Origin of the sequence: Haloflavibacter putidus, assembly GCF_006546625.1 — a bacterium.
In the GTDB taxonomy this organism is placed as follows: Bacteria; Bacteroidota; Bacteroidia; order Flavobacteriales; family Flavobacteriaceae; genus Mesonia; species Mesonia putida.
Genome location: NZ_VIAR01000007.1, coordinates 83179 through 98720, shown reverse-complemented (window position 1 = coordinate 98720; position 15542 = coordinate 83179). Strand labels below are relative to the sequence as shown.

Below are 15542 nucleotides of genomic sequence, written 5' to 3'. Positions count from 1 at the left end.
TCCCCAAAAACAATTAACTATGAAAAGGGCTGTTTTTCCCGGATCTTTTGATCCCATAACTTTAGGACATTACGATATTATTAAACGCGGCTTAACTTTGTTTGACGAAGTTATCTTGGCAATTGGCGTAAATGCAGATAAAAAATATATGTTCTCTTTAGAACAACGTAAAGCTTTTTTAGAGAAAACCTTTGCCAACGAGCCAAAAGTAAAAATAGAAACTTATAAAGGCTTAACGGTAGATTTTTGTAAACAGAAAAAAGCTAAATTTATTTTACGCGGATTACGCAATCCGGGAGATTTTGAGTTTGAAAAAGCCATTGCTCATACCAATCGTAAATTATCCAGTATAGAAACCATATTTTTGCTTACTTCCAGCGGCAAAAGCTATATTTCTTCTTCTATTGTGCGCGATGTTATCCGCAACGACGGTGATTATACCGGTTTGGTGCCAGATGCCGTTCGGGTAGAAGAATAAAGTTACCAAAGATATTTTAAATTTATACCAGCATAAAAATTTCTTGGCATTCCTGGGTAAAAATACCGCGGTTCGCTGTTGCCAAAACCTACTGCGTTAGACACAAAACTAGAAGAATAATTAGTGTCTAATAAATTATCTATTCCGGCGCTAAGTTGCATTTCAAAATTTTGAAAAATTGGCAAAAGATAATTTGCTTTTAGATCTAACACCTCATAAGCGTTGGTGTAAACGCTGTTGGCATCGTTAACCGGAATTTTAGAAACCGCTAGATAATTGGCGTGCAACCTTAATTTTTTCCAACTTAAACTGGCGCCTAAATTCCATTTTAGTTTTGGTACGCCGGTCAGTTTATTACCGTCGTAATTTTGGTCTTTATTTACAAATTCCGCAAAGCGGTAATGGTTAAAGTTACCCGTAAATATTGGTTTTAGTTTTAGATTTTCACCAAAATTCCATGTGTAACTAAAAATCCATTCTAAACCGGTGTGCTCTGTCTTTCCGGCGTTAACGCCTACATATCTGTCTTCTGCCACGCGTTGTGCTACCAATAAATTACTTACTTGTATACTGTATAAATTAATTTCTGTGTAGAGTTTGGAAAACCACGTGCCTTTAAATCCTATTTCGTAATTCCATCCTATTTCGGGTTTTAAACTGGTATTAATTTTGCCTTCCGGCGTTAAAGATTCTGAAAATGTAGGAACAGAAAAACCTTTGCTTATATTAGTATACAAAGTTTTTTGAGGTGTTATAAAATAGGCTGCCGCTACTCTGGGCGACCAGATATTTTTAAAAGCATACGAACCATTTTGGTTGTTTTCGTCTTGGTTATAAAAATCGGAGAGTTGGTATTGGGTGCTGTTAAAATTTAAACCGGCACTAAGTTTCCACTTTTCGCTTAAGCGGATTTCTGCTTGGCCAAAAAGATTCCAATACGCTCTTTCTTGATTAAGATTGTTAATCAAGCCACCACGAACGCTTCCCACGTCGGGGAAATCTTCGTACAAATTCTCAAAGTTTTCCTGGTCGTAATCCTCATATAAAGCTTCTGCGCCCAAACTTATTTTGGTAGGAAGCCTGGCAAAACTATCTTTATAATTAAACCGGGTTCTTGCGCCAAGACCCCAGCGTTTTTCCTTTAAAATATCAAAAGGTCTCGGCTCGTAAGCATCGCGCCAATTGGTAAAAATGCTGCTTGTATTTTTAATTTTTTCTGAAAAATGATGCGTATAGGAAACGCCCATTAAAAATCTGTCGTAAGCTTCATATCCTTTTGCTTTTTTCCAGGTATAAGCAGCTTGTTTTGGGTTTTCTTCTAAAGCAGCTCTGGAAAGAGAGCTTGGTATAAATGCTTTTAAATGCGTAAAGTTTCCTACAAAAGAAAGTTTATTTTTGTTTTTAGTCAGCACATTTAAATTAGCAAAAAAACTGCTTCGGTTGTATTCTGAATTTTCTCTAAAGCCGTCGTTATCCAAGTTAGTATAAGCTATAATTCCGTTTTTATTCTCTTCCGTAAAGCCAGCTTGCACAATGTTTTTACGCATTCCAAAACTACCAATTGCTGTTTTTACTTCCGTAAAGTTAGCTGTAGGAATTTTAGATTGCAATTGCACCAACCCGCCAAGACCTGCGCCATATAAACTGGCGTTGGGGCCTTTTACAATTTCTACTTTTTGTATAGCATTCAAGTCAAAATCGTTTAAAACACTTTGGCCATCTGCCGTTGTAATTGGAATTTCGTTAAAATAAACTTTTATACGATTAGTGCCGTATTGCGCGCGAGAACCTATACCACGAATACTAATTTTACTAGTGTTTAAAGCGCCAGTTTGCACAAAAATACCGGGATAAGTATTAAATTTTTCGGTTAGAAGTTGGGTATTGCCGCTTTTTAAACTTGTTTCTTCTATTACGTTTACTGCCGCCGGAGTTTGCAAAGCCGTATTTTCTAGCGCAGAACTTTTTAAAAGTATAGTTTCTAAAACCGTACTGTCTGCCACTTTATCTCTTTCTTGTGCATGAAATTTTGCGGTAATCAAAACACATAAAGAAAGTGCAGCCAAAAACTTATTTAGCATATTTGCCAATTATTTTTTTGTAACTCGCCAAATAATACCGGCATCGTCGTCGTTTACCAAAAGAGAGCCATCTGTGGCTTGGGCTACGCCAACCGGCCGACCGTGCACCAAAGATTCTTCTTTATCTTTAATAAAGCCGGTAAGAAAATCTTCTGGTTTTTGTGGTTTTCCGTTTGTAAACGGAATAAAAACTACTTTATAACCAGCAAAATTAGAACGGTTCCAAGAACCATGTTGACCAACAAAGGCACCGTTTTTATACTTTTGCGCAAATTGCTCTGCAGTATAAAATTGAAAACCCAAAGACGCGGTATGTGATCCTAAGGAAACATCCGGAATTATGGCTTTTTCTACCTTATCTAAATGCGGTTTGTCTTTCCAACGCGGATCTTTAATTTGCCCAAAATAAGAATATGGCCAACCATACCAAGCACCTTCTTTGACGCTAGTGGCATAATCTGGCACTAATTTATCGCCTAAAGCATCTCGCTCGTTTACGGCGGTCCATAATTCTCCGGTAACCGGATTCCAATCCATTCCCACCGGATTGCGAAGTCCGGCAGCGTATATTTTTTCGCCACTACCATCGGGATTAATTTCTAAGATATTGGCGCGGCGTTTTTCTTTGTCCATTCCGTGTTCGCCAACGTTGCTGGAAGACCCAACGCTTACATAAATTTTTGTTTGGTCTTGGTTTGCAATTAAATTCCTCGTCCAGTGATGGTTATATCCGCCGGAAGGCAAGTCTAAAATCTTTTCGGGTTTGGCGGTAATTTTAGTTTGTCCTTCTTTATAAGGAAACCTTACTACGGCATCTACATTGGCAACATAAAAATAATCGTCTAAAATTAGCATGCCGTAGGGCTGATTTAAATTTTCTAAAAAGACGTGATTTTCATCCGGCATCCCATCTGCATTGGTATCGCGCAACAACCTGATTTGGTTGGCACTGTTTTTTGCATCATCGCTTTCGGCTACAAAATAATCGCCGTTTTCGGATACATAAGTTCTTCTGGGATGTTTTAAATTATCTGCAAAACGCATTACGGTAAAACCAGTCGGAGCTTTTGGTTTTTCGTTTTCTTCCCAATTTACAATCTGACTTATTTTTGTACTGGGTTGGGTATGGTAAGGCGGGGGCAAACGCAACTCACCAATGGCTGTTTCTACTGTAGTAAATCCGGAATCTTGCTTGGTTTCTTTTGTTGCTTTTTGCTCTGTAACCGCGGCTTGCGATTGATTTTTATTGACTTTTTCTTTACAGGAAAAGAAGAGTAAAGAAGCTATACTAAAAAAGGTAAGTTGTAGAAAAGTTTTCATACTATTAAAATTTAGTTTAAAATAAGACATTTTCCGTAAAGGGAATAAACTCTTTATTAAAGCTTAACAAAAGTCTAACAATAAAAAAAGCTGCCTCTAATTAAGAGGCAGCTTTTATAATTTTTAAAGAAGTTTTTGAAATTACTTCTTAACAATCTTTTTAGTCAATGTACCTTGGTTTGTTTCTAATTGTAAGATATAAACCCCTGCAGCTAAGCTAGAAGTATTAATTACACCATTGTTTAATTGTACAGGATTAGATTTTCCTAAAACGTCAAACATAGTAGCAGAAGTAACTTGTATAGAATTAGAAACTTCTACATTAAGTCTTTCGTTTACCGGGTTAGGATATAAAGAGATGTTATTTTCTAACTCTTCGCTATCTACTGCTAAGTTATCTGTACCAATTAGGTCTAATAAGATAGCGTTGTCTGGAAAGCCAATGCTAGCAGTTGTAGATGGAGTTGTAATACCACAAGCTTCTGAAGATAAATAACTAGGTGCATCTTCTCCTGCCTCATTTATACCAATTCTAATATCATAATTATTTGGAGCGTCTGGTGCATCCGGAATATCAAGAGAAACTACAATTTCGTCTGTAGCGTTTAAATCTAAAGGATTATCTAACAATACTTCTACCAATGTATTATGATCAGCTACAGTAAGATCTACAGTTTTGGAAGCTAATGGAACTAAACTTCCCGCAGGAAAGCTACCTGTTGATAAACTAAAATTAACCGTTACCGTATGCGTTGGATTGGTGCCACCACCATCTACAAAGGAAATAAAAAATTGCGATCCTAAAACACGAAAATCTCCTGAATATCCAAAGTTGGATGGTGTATAAGCTCTGTAATAAACATTATCACTTGAACTCTCATCACCAGTTCCGCTAGTATCATCAGGATCAGCAGCACATGCTACAGAACCATAATCCATATACGAATTATCTGTTGAATGTGTTAACACATCTTGTGCTTGTAAAGCCACACTTGCCAAAAATGCAAATGCCAATAAAGTAATTTTTTTCATAAGGTTAAAGTTTAATTTGTTTAATTGATAATTTCAAACATACTAAAATTATTCCTATTTTAAAACAGAAATCTTTTTATTTTTATCGTTAGGTACATTAATTTAGCAAACTATGAGAAAACTATCTGTACTATTGGCATTTCTGGTGTTAAGCGCTTGCGATTTTTCTAAATATCGTCTAGTAAAAGATTATGATTTTGAAACCCGTTATGAAAAAACCAAAGGAAAAGAAACGGCTACTTATGCAGAAGTAATACAATTTTATAATGATTTAGAAGATGCTTTTGGCAGCATACACTTGCAAGAATACGGAAAAACAGATAGTGGTAAACCTTTGCATTTGGTAATATATAATAAGAAAGAAGATTTTGACGTAGAAAAAAGAGATGCCAACAAAACGCTGATTCTTATAAATAACGGTATTCATCCCGGTGAAAGTGATGGCATAGATGCCAGTATGTTACTTTTTAGAGATTTAGCGCAAGATTCTATACAACTACCTGAAAATGTAATTCTGGCAAGCATTCCGGTTTATAATATTGGCGGCGCTTTAAACCGTAACAGTTTTTCTCGCACCAACCAGAACGGACCAAAAGAATATGGATTTAGGGGAAATGCACGTAACTTTGACCTTAACCGCGACTTTATAAAAGCAGACACCAAAAACACCTTTGCTTTTTATGAGATATTTCATAAGCTACAACCAGACTATTTTTTGGATAACCACGTAAGCAATGGCGCCGACTATCCGTACACCCTAACCCATCTTTTTACCCAACACAATAAATTGGGGGAAAATCTGGGTGCTGTTTTAGAAAATAAAGTTCGGCCGCAATTAGAAGACAGTTTACAACAACAAAATTGGGAAATAATACCGTATGTAAACGTTTTTAACAAGCCACCAGAAGTTGGTTTTGCGCAATTTATGGATTTTCCGCGTTATTCTACTGGTTATACGGCTTTGTTTCAAACCCCGGGAATGATGTTAGAAACACATATGCTAAAACCCTATGCGCAACGGGTAGAAGCTACTTATGCCTTTATGGAAGAATTAATTCCGATAGTGCATCAAAGTCAGAAGCATTTCCGTAAAGCAAAGAACAAAGACCGACAAGCTCTTTTAAAAAGTGGATATTATAAATACAATTATAAAGTAGACAGCACCCAACATGAGGAAATAGCATTTAAAGCTTATCAAGCAGATACCATCAAAAGTACAGTTACCGAAGCAAATCGCTTACGATACAACAGAGGAGAAACTTCCGAAAAGTATATAAACTATTATAATACTTATAAAGCGCAAGATTCTGTAAAAATACCCGATTATTATATACTACCGCAAGCTTGGTGGGAAGTTGTTAATAGATTAAAAGCCAATGGCATAAAAATGACTGCTTTAGAAAAAGATACTGTAATACAAGTAGAACAATACCGCATTAGCGATTTTAAAACCAGGAAAAACGCTTATGAAGGCCATTATTTGCATTACGATACCCAAGTAGAAAAACGTAAAAAGCAAATGATGTTTACTGAAGGCGATTTCAAAATAAGTACAGCCCAACCGGGAATGCAATATATTTTGACTGTTTTAGAACCACAAACCCCCGATTCTTTTTTTAATTGGAATTTTTTTGATAGTGTTTTGCAGCAAAAAGAGCATTTTTCGCCCTATGTTTTTGAAGATACTGCCAAACAGCTATTAAAAGAAAATAAAGCTTTAAAAAAGCAATTTGAGAAAAAGAAAAAAGAAAACTCCGATTTTGAAAATAATTGGTACGCGCAATTGGCTTGGCTGCACAAACAATCTAAACACTACGAGAAAGCACATTTACGCTATCCTGTTTATAGGTTGTTGGAGAGGTGAAAAAGAGATAAAAAAGTGAAAGAGTTAACCAGGTAAAAAAGGAAAAAAGCAAAAGAGATAAAAAAATTACCATAGTTCGTTTGCAACGAGTGCTAACGATGGTAAAATTCTATTTTTTTCCTCACAAACTCAAAAACTCACAAACTCCTCTACTCACTAACTACAGGAAATAGCATTCTTATATTTGCATAGGATTTTTGCAGTGCTTTCTGCGTTTTTTCCGAGTTTTTCCACTTTACTTTGGTAATGCCTTCGTCCTCTTGCGGCAATAATTCTCCGGTAAAGTCGGTTTTCATTGAAAACCAAAAGGTCTCCTTTAGCTTGTATTTTCCGTTGCGTTTTAAAATATGATAAGTTTTTTGTAGAAAATTAGTTATTTCTAAACCTTGTACGCCGGTCTCTTCTTCTACTTCGCGCAAAGCGGTTTCTTCTATACTTTCGTTTTTTTCTGCCTTGCCTTTTGGTAAATCCCAACGTTTATTACGGTAAATAAATAAGATTTCATCATTTTGGTTTTTCACCAATCCGCCACCTGCAACTATGGTTTTTAGTTTCTTTTTAAGGTGCTTAAGAAGCTTTTCCTCTTTTTTATGGTACAGATTAACTTTTAAAAGCTCTCCTTTGGCCACTTTTTTAATTAGACGTTTTATCTTTACTTCTTTTATAGGAAAAGATTTATATTCGTCTCCCATATTTTTTTCCGTAGAAAGAATAATTGGTACGTCATTAACAAAAACTTTATACATTTGTGGCTATGATTTTAAATAAAGAAACTGCATCTAAAACAGCAGAATTACTGTTGCAAATTAAAGCAATTAAATTAAATGCGCAAGAACCTTTTACTTGGGCAAGCGGTTGGAAGTCTCCAATTTATTGCGATAATCGTGTAATTTTATCTTACCCGGCCATACGTAATTATATTCGCGAGAATATTGCCAAGCAAATAGAACAAACTTATGTAAAACCAGATGTTGTTGCCGGGGTAGCCACCGGGGCAATTGGTATTGGTATGTTGGTGGCAGAATATCTTGGAGCTCCTTTTATTTATGTGCGACCAGAACCCAAAAAACACGGCAGAAAAAACCAGATAGAAGGCAAGTTAGAAACCGGACAAAATGTAGTGGTTATAGAAGATTTAATAAGTACCGGCAAAAGCAGTATGAATGCTGTAAAAGCTTTAAAAGAAGCCGGCGCAAATGTAAAAGGAATGATGGCTATTTTTTCTTATGGCTTTGAAACTGCCAAGCAAAATTTTGAAAAAGAACATTTAGAAGTACACGTTTTAAGCGATTATGAGCATCTGATAGATCAAGCTTACCGTACAAATTATTTAAATAAAGAAGAGAGTAATGCGCTACGTGCGTGGCGTTTAAACCCAGAAAACTGGTCTTAAAAATAAAATATAATGCATTTAGAAAGCAACAAAAACACCGTTAATAAAAGTCAGAAAGAAGTATTTGAATTTTTGACCCATGTAGAAAATTACGAAAAAATAATGCCGGAAAGCATCGTGAAATTTGAAATCTTAGAAGAAGATAAATTTGCGTTTCAGTTAAAAGGCATGCCAGAAATAAAACTAAAAATTCAAGAAAAATTTCCTGACCATAAAGTAGTTTTAGGAGCTTTGAGCAGTAAATTAGATTTTACTTTAAAAGCAGAAATAGAAGCTTTAGAAGAGCAAAAAAGCGAGGTACAACTTATTTTTGAAGGTGAGTTTAACAGCATGATGGCTATGATGGTTAAATCTCCCCTACAAAAATTTATAAACGCACTTAGCGATAATCTAGGCAAGCTCTAATAAAGCATTTTAACTTCTTTTAGCGCAAATTCTTGCAAAATACCGTCTTCAAACAAGATACTTAATTTTCCTTGTTTGGAGACGTTTTTTATGATCCCGGTTTTTTGTTCTCCCCGATTGGTTTCAAAAGTGCAAGGCGTGTCAAATTTAAATAAATGCTTTTTGTAGGCGGCAAGAATTTCTTCTATAGGCTGGTTTTTTAATTTGTATATATCTTTTTCCAGTTGCTCAACCAATTTTTGTAACAGCACATCACAGTTGTAATTTGACTTTTTTAATAGCTTTACGGAAGTTGCTCTGGGCGCCCAAATAAAATTTTCTTGGTTTACATTTAAACCAATTCCTATAATAGCATTTTTGATATTTTTACCTTCTAACCTGTTTTCAATTAAAATTCCGGCTATCTTTTTTTTATCTGCCAATATGTCGTTTGGCCATTTTAATTGCAAATTAGCAATATTTAATTTCTTTAAAACTTTCAAAACCGCCATTGCTGTAATAGCACTAATTTTAAACTGCTCTTCTACTGGAATGTCTAATTGCGTAAGCAAAACACTAAAAGTAAGGTTTTTACCTGGCTCTGCTTCCCAGCCAGCACCGCGTTGTCCTTTGCCCCGGGTTTGTGTTATAGCCTGAACACAACAATTTTCCGTAAAGGGATTTTCTTGTAATTTCTCTCGCAAAAAAACGTTGGTAGAATTGGTGGCAAGGACTTTGATACTACGCATGCTAATATAGTTTAAAAACGACTTTAAAGAATGTTATCTTTATAACTGCAAAAAACACTAAAAAATAATAACTTTGCACAAAATTTTTTATTTTAATGACAAACAAGATTAATAACGCAGACCAACTTATAACGCAAATCATAAAAGCGATTGAAGACGTAAAGGGGCAGGAGATTAAAATTTTAGATTTACGGGATATAGAAAACACGGTTTGTGATTATTTTGTAATCTGCAGTGGTACCTCCAATACACAAGTAAACGCCATTGTTAGTACGGTTCAAAAAAACGTTAGCAAAACTTTAAAAGACAAACCTTGGCATGTAGAAGGAGAAGAAAACGCCGAATGGGTCTTGATAGATTACGTAAATGTGGTAGTACACGTTTTCCAAAAACACATTAGAGAGTTTTATGATATAGAGGGCTTGTGGGGAGATGCACAGGTTACCACTATAGAAACCAATTATTAAATTATTTAGTACAAGCAAGAAATGGCCAAAGAGCAAAAAAATAAAAAACCGGAAAACAAACGACCTAAATTCAATTCGTATTGGATTTATGCGGGTATTATATTAATATTTTTAGGACTTCAGTTTTTTGGGGGAAGCGGTTTTAACGAACCTGCCAAAACCAACTTAGCAGAATTTCAGCAATTTCTAAGAAATGGCGATGTAAAAAAAGTGGTTGTTATTAATAAACAAACCGCCAATGTTTACCTTACCGAAGAAGCCCAACAAAAAGATATTCATAAACAAGCAGAGGGCGAAGATTTTTTGCCCGGCTCCAATTCTCCCGATTATTCTTTTGAATTAGGTGATTTACAGAATTTTGAAAACAGTTTTGACCAAATAAAAGCCGAAAATAATTTAAACACGATTCGTACCTACGAAACCCATAGCAACGTTTGGGGAGATATTTTAATCACCCTTATTCCGTTTGTGCTTATAATAGGTATTTGGATATTTATTATGCGTAGAATGAGCGGTGGCTCAGGAGGCGGCGCAGGTGGACAGATTTTTAACATTGGTAAATCTAAAGCTAAACTTTTTGACCAAAATACAGATGTAAAAACTTCTTTTAAAGACGTTGCTGGTTTAGAAGGCGCCAAAGAAGAAGTACAAGAAATTGTAGATTTTTTAAAGCAACCGGACAAATATACAAGCCTTGGTGGTAAAATTCCTAAAGGCGCTTTATTGGTTGGCCCTCCGGGAACCGGTAAAACCCTATTAGCCAAAGCAATGGCAGGAGAAGCTAAAGTGCCATTTTTCTCGCTTTCGGGTTCAGATTTTGTAGAAATGTTTGTAGGGGTTGGTGCTTCTCGTGTTAGAGATTTGTTTAAACAAGCTAAAGAAAAATCTCCCGCTATTATTTTTATAGATGAAATTGATGCTATTGGTAGATCTCGTGGAAAAGGTAATTTTGGCGGCTCTAACGATGAGCGCGAAAACACCTTAAACCAATTGCTTACAGAAATGGACGGTTTTGGCACTAATACCAATGTTATTGTATTGGCAGCAACCAACCGAGCAGATGTTTTAGATAAAGCGCTAATGCGTGCCGGACGTTTTGACCGACAAATTTATGTAGACTTGCCGGATGTGCGCGAAAGAAAAGAAATTTTTGAAGTGCATTTACGTCCGCTTAAAGTAGAAGAAGGAAGTTTAGATACAGACTTTTTAGCAAAACAAACCCCGGGATTCTCGGGTGCAGATATTGCTAATGTTTGTAACGAAGCCGCTTTAATTGCAGCCAGAAAAGGCAATACCCACGTTGGCAAACAAGATTTCTTAGATGCTGTAGACAGAATTGTTGGCGGTTTAGAGAAGAAAAACAAAATAATAACCAAAGAAGAAAAGAAAACCATAGCGTTTCACGAAGCAGGTCACGCTACCGTAAGCTGGATGCTAGAACACGCCGCTCCTTTGGTAAAAGTTACCATTGTACCAAGAGGACAATCTTTAGGTGCTGCTTGGTATTTGCCAGAAGAACGACTAATTGTTCGTACAGAGCAAATGCTTGACGAAATGTGTGCCGCTATGGGCGGAAGAGCTGCAGAGAAAGTTATTTTTGATAAGATTTCTACCGGCGCTTTAAGCGATTTGGAAAAAGTGACCAAACAAGCCAAAGCTATGGTTACTATTTATGGTCTTAATGAAAAATTGGGTAACTTAACCTACTATGATTCTTCGGGACAAGGCGATTACAATTTTACAAAACCTTATAGCGAAAAGACCTCTGAGTTAATAGATAAAGAGATTTCTAACATTATAGAATCGCAATACCAGCGAGCAATTGCCCTGCTTTCTAAACATAAGGATAAATTAACGCAATTAGCCGAAATCTTATTAGAAAAAGAAGTGATTTTTAAAGACGATTTGCAACGTATTTTTGGCGATAGACCATTTGCAAAACCAGAAGCAGATCAAGTAAAGCTTAAGGAAGAAAAACGACAAGAAACTTATTCGCAAAATGTAGAAAGTTCAGACGAAAACAAGAATCCGGAGAGTACATCTGACAATTAATACAAACAAACCCTTAAAAAAGCTTGATTTAGCACGTTGTTAAATCAAGTTTTTTTATATTTGATAGAATTGTAAATAGACACAATTACCCCAAGTTTCTATGAACTTATTTAAGAAATTCTTTCAGTACAAAGATAAATTAGGTAAAGAAAAAAAACCTAATGAAGAAGAGCGGGGTAAATTTATGCCAGAACCTGAAATTCCTACCGATGAGAATTTTATGGTAAACTTTAAGGAAAATGGGGGTAAATTTCTATACTGCGAAAACCTAGAAGAAGTCTTAACTACTTTTCAGCAAATATTAGATGAAAATAATTGGAATGAAAAAGAGATATGTTGTTTTAACCCAGATTTGCAAACCACTTTTAAAAACTTTAAAGTAAACTATTCCAAAAGTCCAAAAGCCGATATTTTTTTAACCACTTGCGAATATTTAATTGCCAAAACCGGCGCATTATTGGTTTCTTCTAATCAAATTAAAGAAACCAAATTGCACGAATTGCCTTCTAACTTTGTAGTCTTTGCCTCTACCAGTCAGCTTATTGACACCATTGGCGAAGGTCTGCGTGGTATAAAATACCACCATAAAAATAAAATTCCTTCTAATATTACCACCATAAAAACTTTTAAAGATAAACAAGAAGGTGACTTTATGAGTTACGGAAGTACATCAAAAAACTTATATTTGCTGCTCTTGGAAGATTTATAATATGAAAGAAGTTGTAACCCGTGGATTATCCGGAGCGCTCTATGCCTTTTTATTGATACTATCTATCTTTTTAAACGAATATGTTTTTTTAGGATTAATATTTATATTCGGTTTAATCTGCATACACGAGTTACAGCGGCTTTTAAAGCTTGAGAGCTATTTATCTTACGTTCTGTTAGTGGTTTTCTTTTTGGCCTTTAGCGTTTTTAAATGGAATGTTTATGCGCAATGGTTGTTATGGATAGTTACTTTCTTAGTAAAAATCTTACTCATTAAAGATTTGATGACCTTTAATAAAATTCCGCTTTTTGAAGGCAAAAAATATATTTTAATTATATTTTATCTCATCGCATCGGTTATATTTATTACCTTAATACCATATTATAACCAAGATTACCATCCCGAAGTTTTATTGAGTATCTTTGCTTTAATGTGGACTAATGATACCTTTGCATATCTTATAGGTAAAAATTTTGGTAAACGAAAGCTTTTTGAACGTATCTCACCAAAAAAAACCATAGAAGGCTTTATGGGTGGTTTAATTTTTAGTTTGCTTCTAAGTTTATTAGCACATTATATCACCAAAGATTTCACCTATCTTATTTGGTTAGGAATAGGCTTGCTAGTTAGTGTTTTTGGCACTTACGGAGATTTGATACAATCTAAATTAAAACGGCAAGCACAAGTAAAAGACAGCGGGACACTAATGCCGGGACACGGCGGTTTGCTAGACCGGTTGGATAGTATTTTATTTACAAGTACTTTTGTATACGGGTATTTATTAATTATACAATATGTTTCATAAAGAAGGCCATAAAATTATTGGTATAACCATCTTGTTATTTGTGGTTATTAACCTGCTATCTTATTATTTTATAGATACGCTTTGGATACAGCAAGCAATTCTTGCTGTGAGTATTATTTTAGCTATTCTCGTTTTGCAATTTTTTCGTAATCCTAAACGAGCTGTTGTTACAAACGACAATCAAGTTGTGGCACCGGTAGACGGCAAAGTAGTGGTTATCGAAGAAGTTTTTGAAAAAGAATATTTTAAAGATAAACGCCTGCAGGTTTCTATTTTTATGTCGCCTATAAACGTGCACGTTACCCGGCATCCAGTGAGCGGAAAAGTTGCATACAGTAAATACCATCCCGGTAAATATTTGGTAGCTTGGCATCCAAAATCTTCAGAAGAAAACGAACGCACCACTGTGGTGGTAGATAATAAAATTGCCGGTAAAATTTTATACCGTCAAATTGCCGGTGCAATGGCAAAACGTATCGTAAACTATGCCGAAGAAGGACAAGAAGTAGTACAAGGTAGCGATAGCGGCTTTATTAAATTTGGTTCTCGTGTAGATGTTTTACTTCCTATAGGAACCAAAGTAGATGTAAAACTTAATCAAAAGGTTAAGGGAGGCCTTAGCATATTGGCCAAAGTTTAATGCTATGAAAAAAAAAGATTTAGATCAAGCTTTTGAAGAAGCAGTAGAAATTGCAAATAATACCAATCTACGCTTTCCTCCAGATCTTATGCTTTATTTTTATGCTTATTACAAAAGGGCTTCCGGACAAAACAGAGAGCACAAAGTGGATAATTTAAATCAAGAAAAACTTATTAGCGCTTTTAAAATGAATGCGCTTTTTCAAGTGCAAAACTTAACCCAGGCAGAAGCCAAACAAAAGTATATAGATTTGGTAAACAAATATATTGTAGATTCTAAAAAATAATAATCGGTAAACTTAACCGGTTCTTCTATTTCATTTTTTCATACTATTTTTCGAAAAATAACATACATAAACTTCAGTTATCTAACTAATGATTAAAGCTCCTCTCCCACTTCCGCGTAAAGCGTTATTATTAATTTTAGTAAGCTTCTCGGTTTTATTTTATTCTTCTAAAAGTGCTGCCCAAAATGTAGATAGTTTTGATTTTGGCACCGATACTAGCCTTGAAATTGTTACGTGGAATCTAGAATGGTTTCCGGCAAACGGTGGGCAAACACTTTCTTATGTTACCCAGTTTATAAATTATCTGGATGCAGATATTATTGCTTTCCAAGAAATTGATAACCTAAATTTTTTTTTACAGTTAGCTGATAATTTACCGCAATACGCAGCGGCCATTTCCGGCAGCAGTTTACAGTATCTTTACAAACCCGAAAGTATTAGCCTTAACACTTCTTATGAAATTTATGAAGAAGCAAACTATTGGCAGCCATTTCCGCGGGCGCCATTTGTGATGGAATTTTCTTATAAAGATAAAAATTACGTTCTAATTAACAACCATTTAAAATGCTGCGGAGACGGCATTTTAGATTTGGACGATGCTTACGACCAAGAAACTAGACGTTTTAGTGCTATAACCTACCTAAAAACGTATATGGAGTATTTTTTTCAGGGAGAAAACGTAATTGTTGTGGGAGATTTTAATGACGAATTGACAGACGCCGACCCCAACAATGTATTTGTAGGTTTTTTAAATGAGCCGTATTCCTATTTATTTACAGATTATGAATTGGCTACTTCTATGCCAAATAATTGGTCTTACCCGTCGTGGCCGTCACATCTGGATCATATATTAATTACACAGCCATTATTTGCTGCTTATGAGAATGAAGATTCCTTTACGGAAACTTTAAAACTAGAAGATTATTTAGAAAACGGGTGGACAGAATACAACCAAGTAGTTTCAGACCACAGACCGGTGGGTTTACTCTTGGCAGATGCTAATTTAGATGTATCTGAAGTAACGCAAACTTCTAAAAGTTTTTACAACAGTCCCAATCCCGTACAAAATAAAACCCAATTTTATTTACCTGAGTTCAATGAACCGGCTACTTTAGAAATTTTTACCGTAAACGCCAAAAAGTTAATTACTAAAAATATATTGCCAGGTCAGGAAAGAATAAGTCTACAATTAGAGCAGTTAAAACCGGGAGTTTATTTTGCCCGCTTGCAAAGCAAACATAACCAATATTACCATAAAATAATTGTACAATAAAAAAAGTCG

Annotated in this window: 16 protein-coding genes; 11 read left to right on the top strand and 5 right to left on the bottom strand. The window is 35.3% G+C overall.

Annotated features, from left to right (window positions below; translation table 11 throughout):
* Positions 1-19: 19 nt before the first annotated feature.
* Positions 20-478 (top strand): pantetheine-phosphate adenylyltransferase, encoded by a 459-nt coding sequence (gene coaD / locus FKR84_RS08515; protein ID WP_141421875.1) that lies wholly within the window; start codon positions 20-22, stop codon positions 476-478.
* A gap of 2 nt (positions 479-480) precedes the next feature.
* Here coaD and FKR84_RS08510 read toward each other — a convergent pair whose 3' ends face one another.
* The 3 genes from FKR84_RS08510 to FKR84_RS08500 form a co-directional block, all read right to left on the bottom strand.
* Positions 481-2559 carry a TonB-dependent receptor family protein gene (locus FKR84_RS08510; RefSeq protein WP_141421874.1) on the bottom strand — a complete coding sequence of 693 codons (2079 nt, stop codon included), beginning with the start codon at positions 2557-2559 and terminating at the stop codon, positions 481-483.
* Between the two features lie 9 nt (positions 2560-2568).
* Entirely contained in the window at positions 2569-3879 is a 1311-nt protein-coding gene (locus tag FKR84_RS08505) for a PQQ-dependent sugar dehydrogenase (protein ID WP_141421873.1), read from the bottom strand.
* A 141-nt stretch (positions 3880-4020) separates the two neighbouring features.
* On the bottom strand, positions 4021-4911 hold the full coding sequence (locus FKR84_RS08500; RefSeq protein ID WP_141421872.1) for a T9SS type A sorting domain-containing protein: 891 nt from the start codon (positions 4909-4911) through the stop codon (positions 4021-4023).
* Positions 4912-5023: 112 nt separating this feature from the next.
* On the opposite strand from FKR84_RS08500, the gene FKR84_RS08495 reads away from it, so the two are divergent.
* The gene (locus FKR84_RS08495) at positions 5024-6775 is read left to right on the top strand and encodes a M14 family metallopeptidase (protein ID WP_141421871.1); all 1752 of its coding nucleotides are present in this window, start codon (positions 5024-5026) and stop codon (positions 6773-6775) included.
* 149 nt (positions 6776-6924) lie between these two features.
* Here the strand turns inward: FKR84_RS08495 and FKR84_RS08490 are convergent, their stop codons facing one another.
* The gene (locus FKR84_RS08490) at positions 6925-7521 is read right to left on the bottom strand and encodes an NUDIX hydrolase (RefSeq protein ID WP_141421870.1); all 597 of its coding nucleotides are present in this window, start codon (positions 7519-7521) and stop codon (positions 6925-6927) included.
* 8 nt (positions 7522-7529) lie between these two features.
* Between FKR84_RS08490 and pyrE the strand changes: the two genes are divergently transcribed.
* Both pyrE and FKR84_RS08480 read left to right on the top strand, forming a co-directional pair.
* Entirely contained in the window at positions 7530-8168 is a 639-nt protein-coding gene (gene pyrE / locus FKR84_RS08485; RefSeq protein WP_141421869.1) for an orotate phosphoribosyltransferase, read from the top strand.
* A gap of 12 nt (positions 8169-8180) precedes the next feature.
* Positions 8181-8573, top strand: coding sequence for an SRPBCC family protein (locus FKR84_RS08480; RefSeq protein WP_141421868.1), 393 nt, complete (start codon positions 8181-8183; stop codon positions 8571-8573).
* Here FKR84_RS08480 and FKR84_RS08475 read toward each other — a convergent pair.
* Positions 8570-9301, bottom strand: a complete 732-nt coding sequence (locus FKR84_RS08475) for a biotin--[acetyl-CoA-carboxylase] ligase (RefSeq protein WP_141421867.1) — start codon at positions 9299-9301, stop codon at positions 8570-8572. The genes FKR84_RS08480 and FKR84_RS08475 overlap by 4 nt on opposite strands.
* Positions 9302-9396: 95 nt before the next feature.
* Between FKR84_RS08475 and rsfS the strand changes: the two genes are divergently transcribed.
* The 7 genes from rsfS to FKR84_RS08440 all read left to right on the top strand — a co-directional run bounded on the left by rsfS (position 9397) and on the right by FKR84_RS08440 (position 15533).
* Entirely contained in the window at positions 9397-9768 is a 372-nt protein-coding gene (gene rsfS / locus FKR84_RS08470) for a ribosome silencing factor (protein ID WP_141421866.1), read from the top strand.
* Between the two features lie 21 nt (positions 9769-9789).
* Positions 9790-11820, top strand: a complete 2031-nt coding sequence (ftsH, locus tag FKR84_RS08465) for an ATP-dependent zinc metalloprotease FtsH (RefSeq protein WP_141421865.1) — start codon at positions 9790-9792, stop codon at positions 11818-11820.
* A 100-nt stretch (positions 11821-11920) separates the two neighbouring features.
* On the top strand, positions 11921-12529 hold the full coding sequence (locus tag FKR84_RS08460) for an LUD domain-containing protein (RefSeq protein ID WP_141421864.1): 609 nt from the start codon (positions 11921-11923) through the stop codon (positions 12527-12529).
* A 1-nt stretch (position 12530) separates the two neighbouring features.
* Positions 12531-13334 carry a phosphatidate cytidylyltransferase gene (locus FKR84_RS08455; RefSeq protein WP_141421863.1) on the top strand — a complete coding sequence of 268 codons (804 nt, stop codon included), beginning with the start codon at positions 12531-12533 and terminating at the stop codon, positions 13332-13334.
* Positions 13324-13974: a phosphatidylserine decarboxylase family protein gene (locus tag FKR84_RS08450; protein WP_141421862.1), complete on the top strand. Its 651-nt coding sequence runs from the start codon at positions 13324-13326 to the stop codon at positions 13972-13974. Before FKR84_RS08455 ends, FKR84_RS08450 begins: the two co-directional genes overlap by 11 nt.
* Positions 13975-13978: 4 nt before the next feature.
* Positions 13979-14260, top strand: coding sequence for an acyl-CoA-binding protein (locus FKR84_RS08445; protein WP_141421861.1), 282 nt, complete (start codon positions 13979-13981; stop codon positions 14258-14260).
* Positions 14261-14348: 88 nt separating this feature from the next.
* Positions 14349-15533, top strand: a complete 1185-nt coding sequence (locus FKR84_RS08440; RefSeq protein ID WP_141421860.1) for an endonuclease/exonuclease/phosphatase family protein — start codon at positions 14349-14351, stop codon at positions 15531-15533.
* Positions 15534-15542: the final 9 nt, after the last annotated feature.

Bases quoted from the DNA above. Each gene is read 5' to 3' on its own strand.
- FKR84_RS08450 (WP_141421862.1), top strand. From the start codon at position 13,324: ATGTTTCATAAAGAAGGCCATAAAATTATTGGTATAACCATCTTGTTA.
- FKR84_RS08440 (WP_141421860.1), top strand. From the start codon at position 14,349: ATGATTAAAGCTCCTCTCCCACTTCCGCGTAAAGCGTTATTATTAATT.
- FKR84_RS08445 (WP_141421861.1), top strand. From the start codon at position 13,979: ATGAAAAAAAAAGATTTAGATCAAGCTTTTGAAGAAGCAGTAGAAATT.
- FKR84_RS08475 (WP_141421867.1), bottom strand. From the start codon at position 9,301: ATGCGTAGTATCAAAGTCCTTGCCACCAATTCTACCAACGTTTTTTTG.
- FKR84_RS08480 (WP_141421868.1), top strand. From the start codon at position 8,181: ATGCATTTAGAAAGCAACAAAAACACCGTTAATAAAAGTCAGAAAGAA.
- FKR84_RS08460 (WP_141421864.1), top strand. From the start codon at position 11,921: ATGAACTTATTTAAGAAATTCTTTCAGTACAAAGATAAATTAGGTAAA.
- ftsH (WP_141421865.1), top strand. From the start codon at position 9,790: ATGGCCAAAGAGCAAAAAAATAAAAAACCGGAAAACAAACGACCTAAA.
- coaD (WP_141421875.1), top strand. From the start codon at position 20: ATGAAAAGGGCTGTTTTTCCCGGATCTTTTGATCCCATAACTTTAGGA.
- FKR84_RS08510 (WP_141421874.1), bottom strand. From the start codon at position 2,559: ATGCTAAATAAGTTTTTGGCTGCACTTTCTTTATGTGTTTTGATTACC.
- pyrE (WP_141421869.1), top strand. From the start codon at position 7,530: ATGATTTTAAATAAAGAAACTGCATCTAAAACAGCAGAATTACTGTTG.
- FKR84_RS08500 (WP_141421872.1), bottom strand. From the start codon at position 4,911: ATGAAAAAAATTACTTTATTGGCATTTGCATTTTTGGCAAGTGTGGCT.
- FKR84_RS08495 (WP_141421871.1), top strand. From the start codon at position 5,024: ATGAGAAAACTATCTGTACTATTGGCATTTCTGGTGTTAAGCGCTTGC.
- FKR84_RS08490 (WP_141421870.1), bottom strand. From the start codon at position 7,521: ATGTATAAAGTTTTTGTTAATGACGTACCAATTATTCTTTCTACGGAA.
- FKR84_RS08455 (WP_141421863.1), top strand. From the start codon at position 12,531: ATGAAAGAAGTTGTAACCCGTGGATTATCCGGAGCGCTCTATGCCTTT.
- FKR84_RS08505 (WP_141421873.1), bottom strand. From the start codon at position 3,879: ATGAAAACTTTTCTACAACTTACCTTTTTTAGTATAGCTTCTTTACTC.
- rsfS (WP_141421866.1), top strand. From the start codon at position 9,397: ATGACAAACAAGATTAATAACGCAGACCAACTTATAACGCAAATCATA.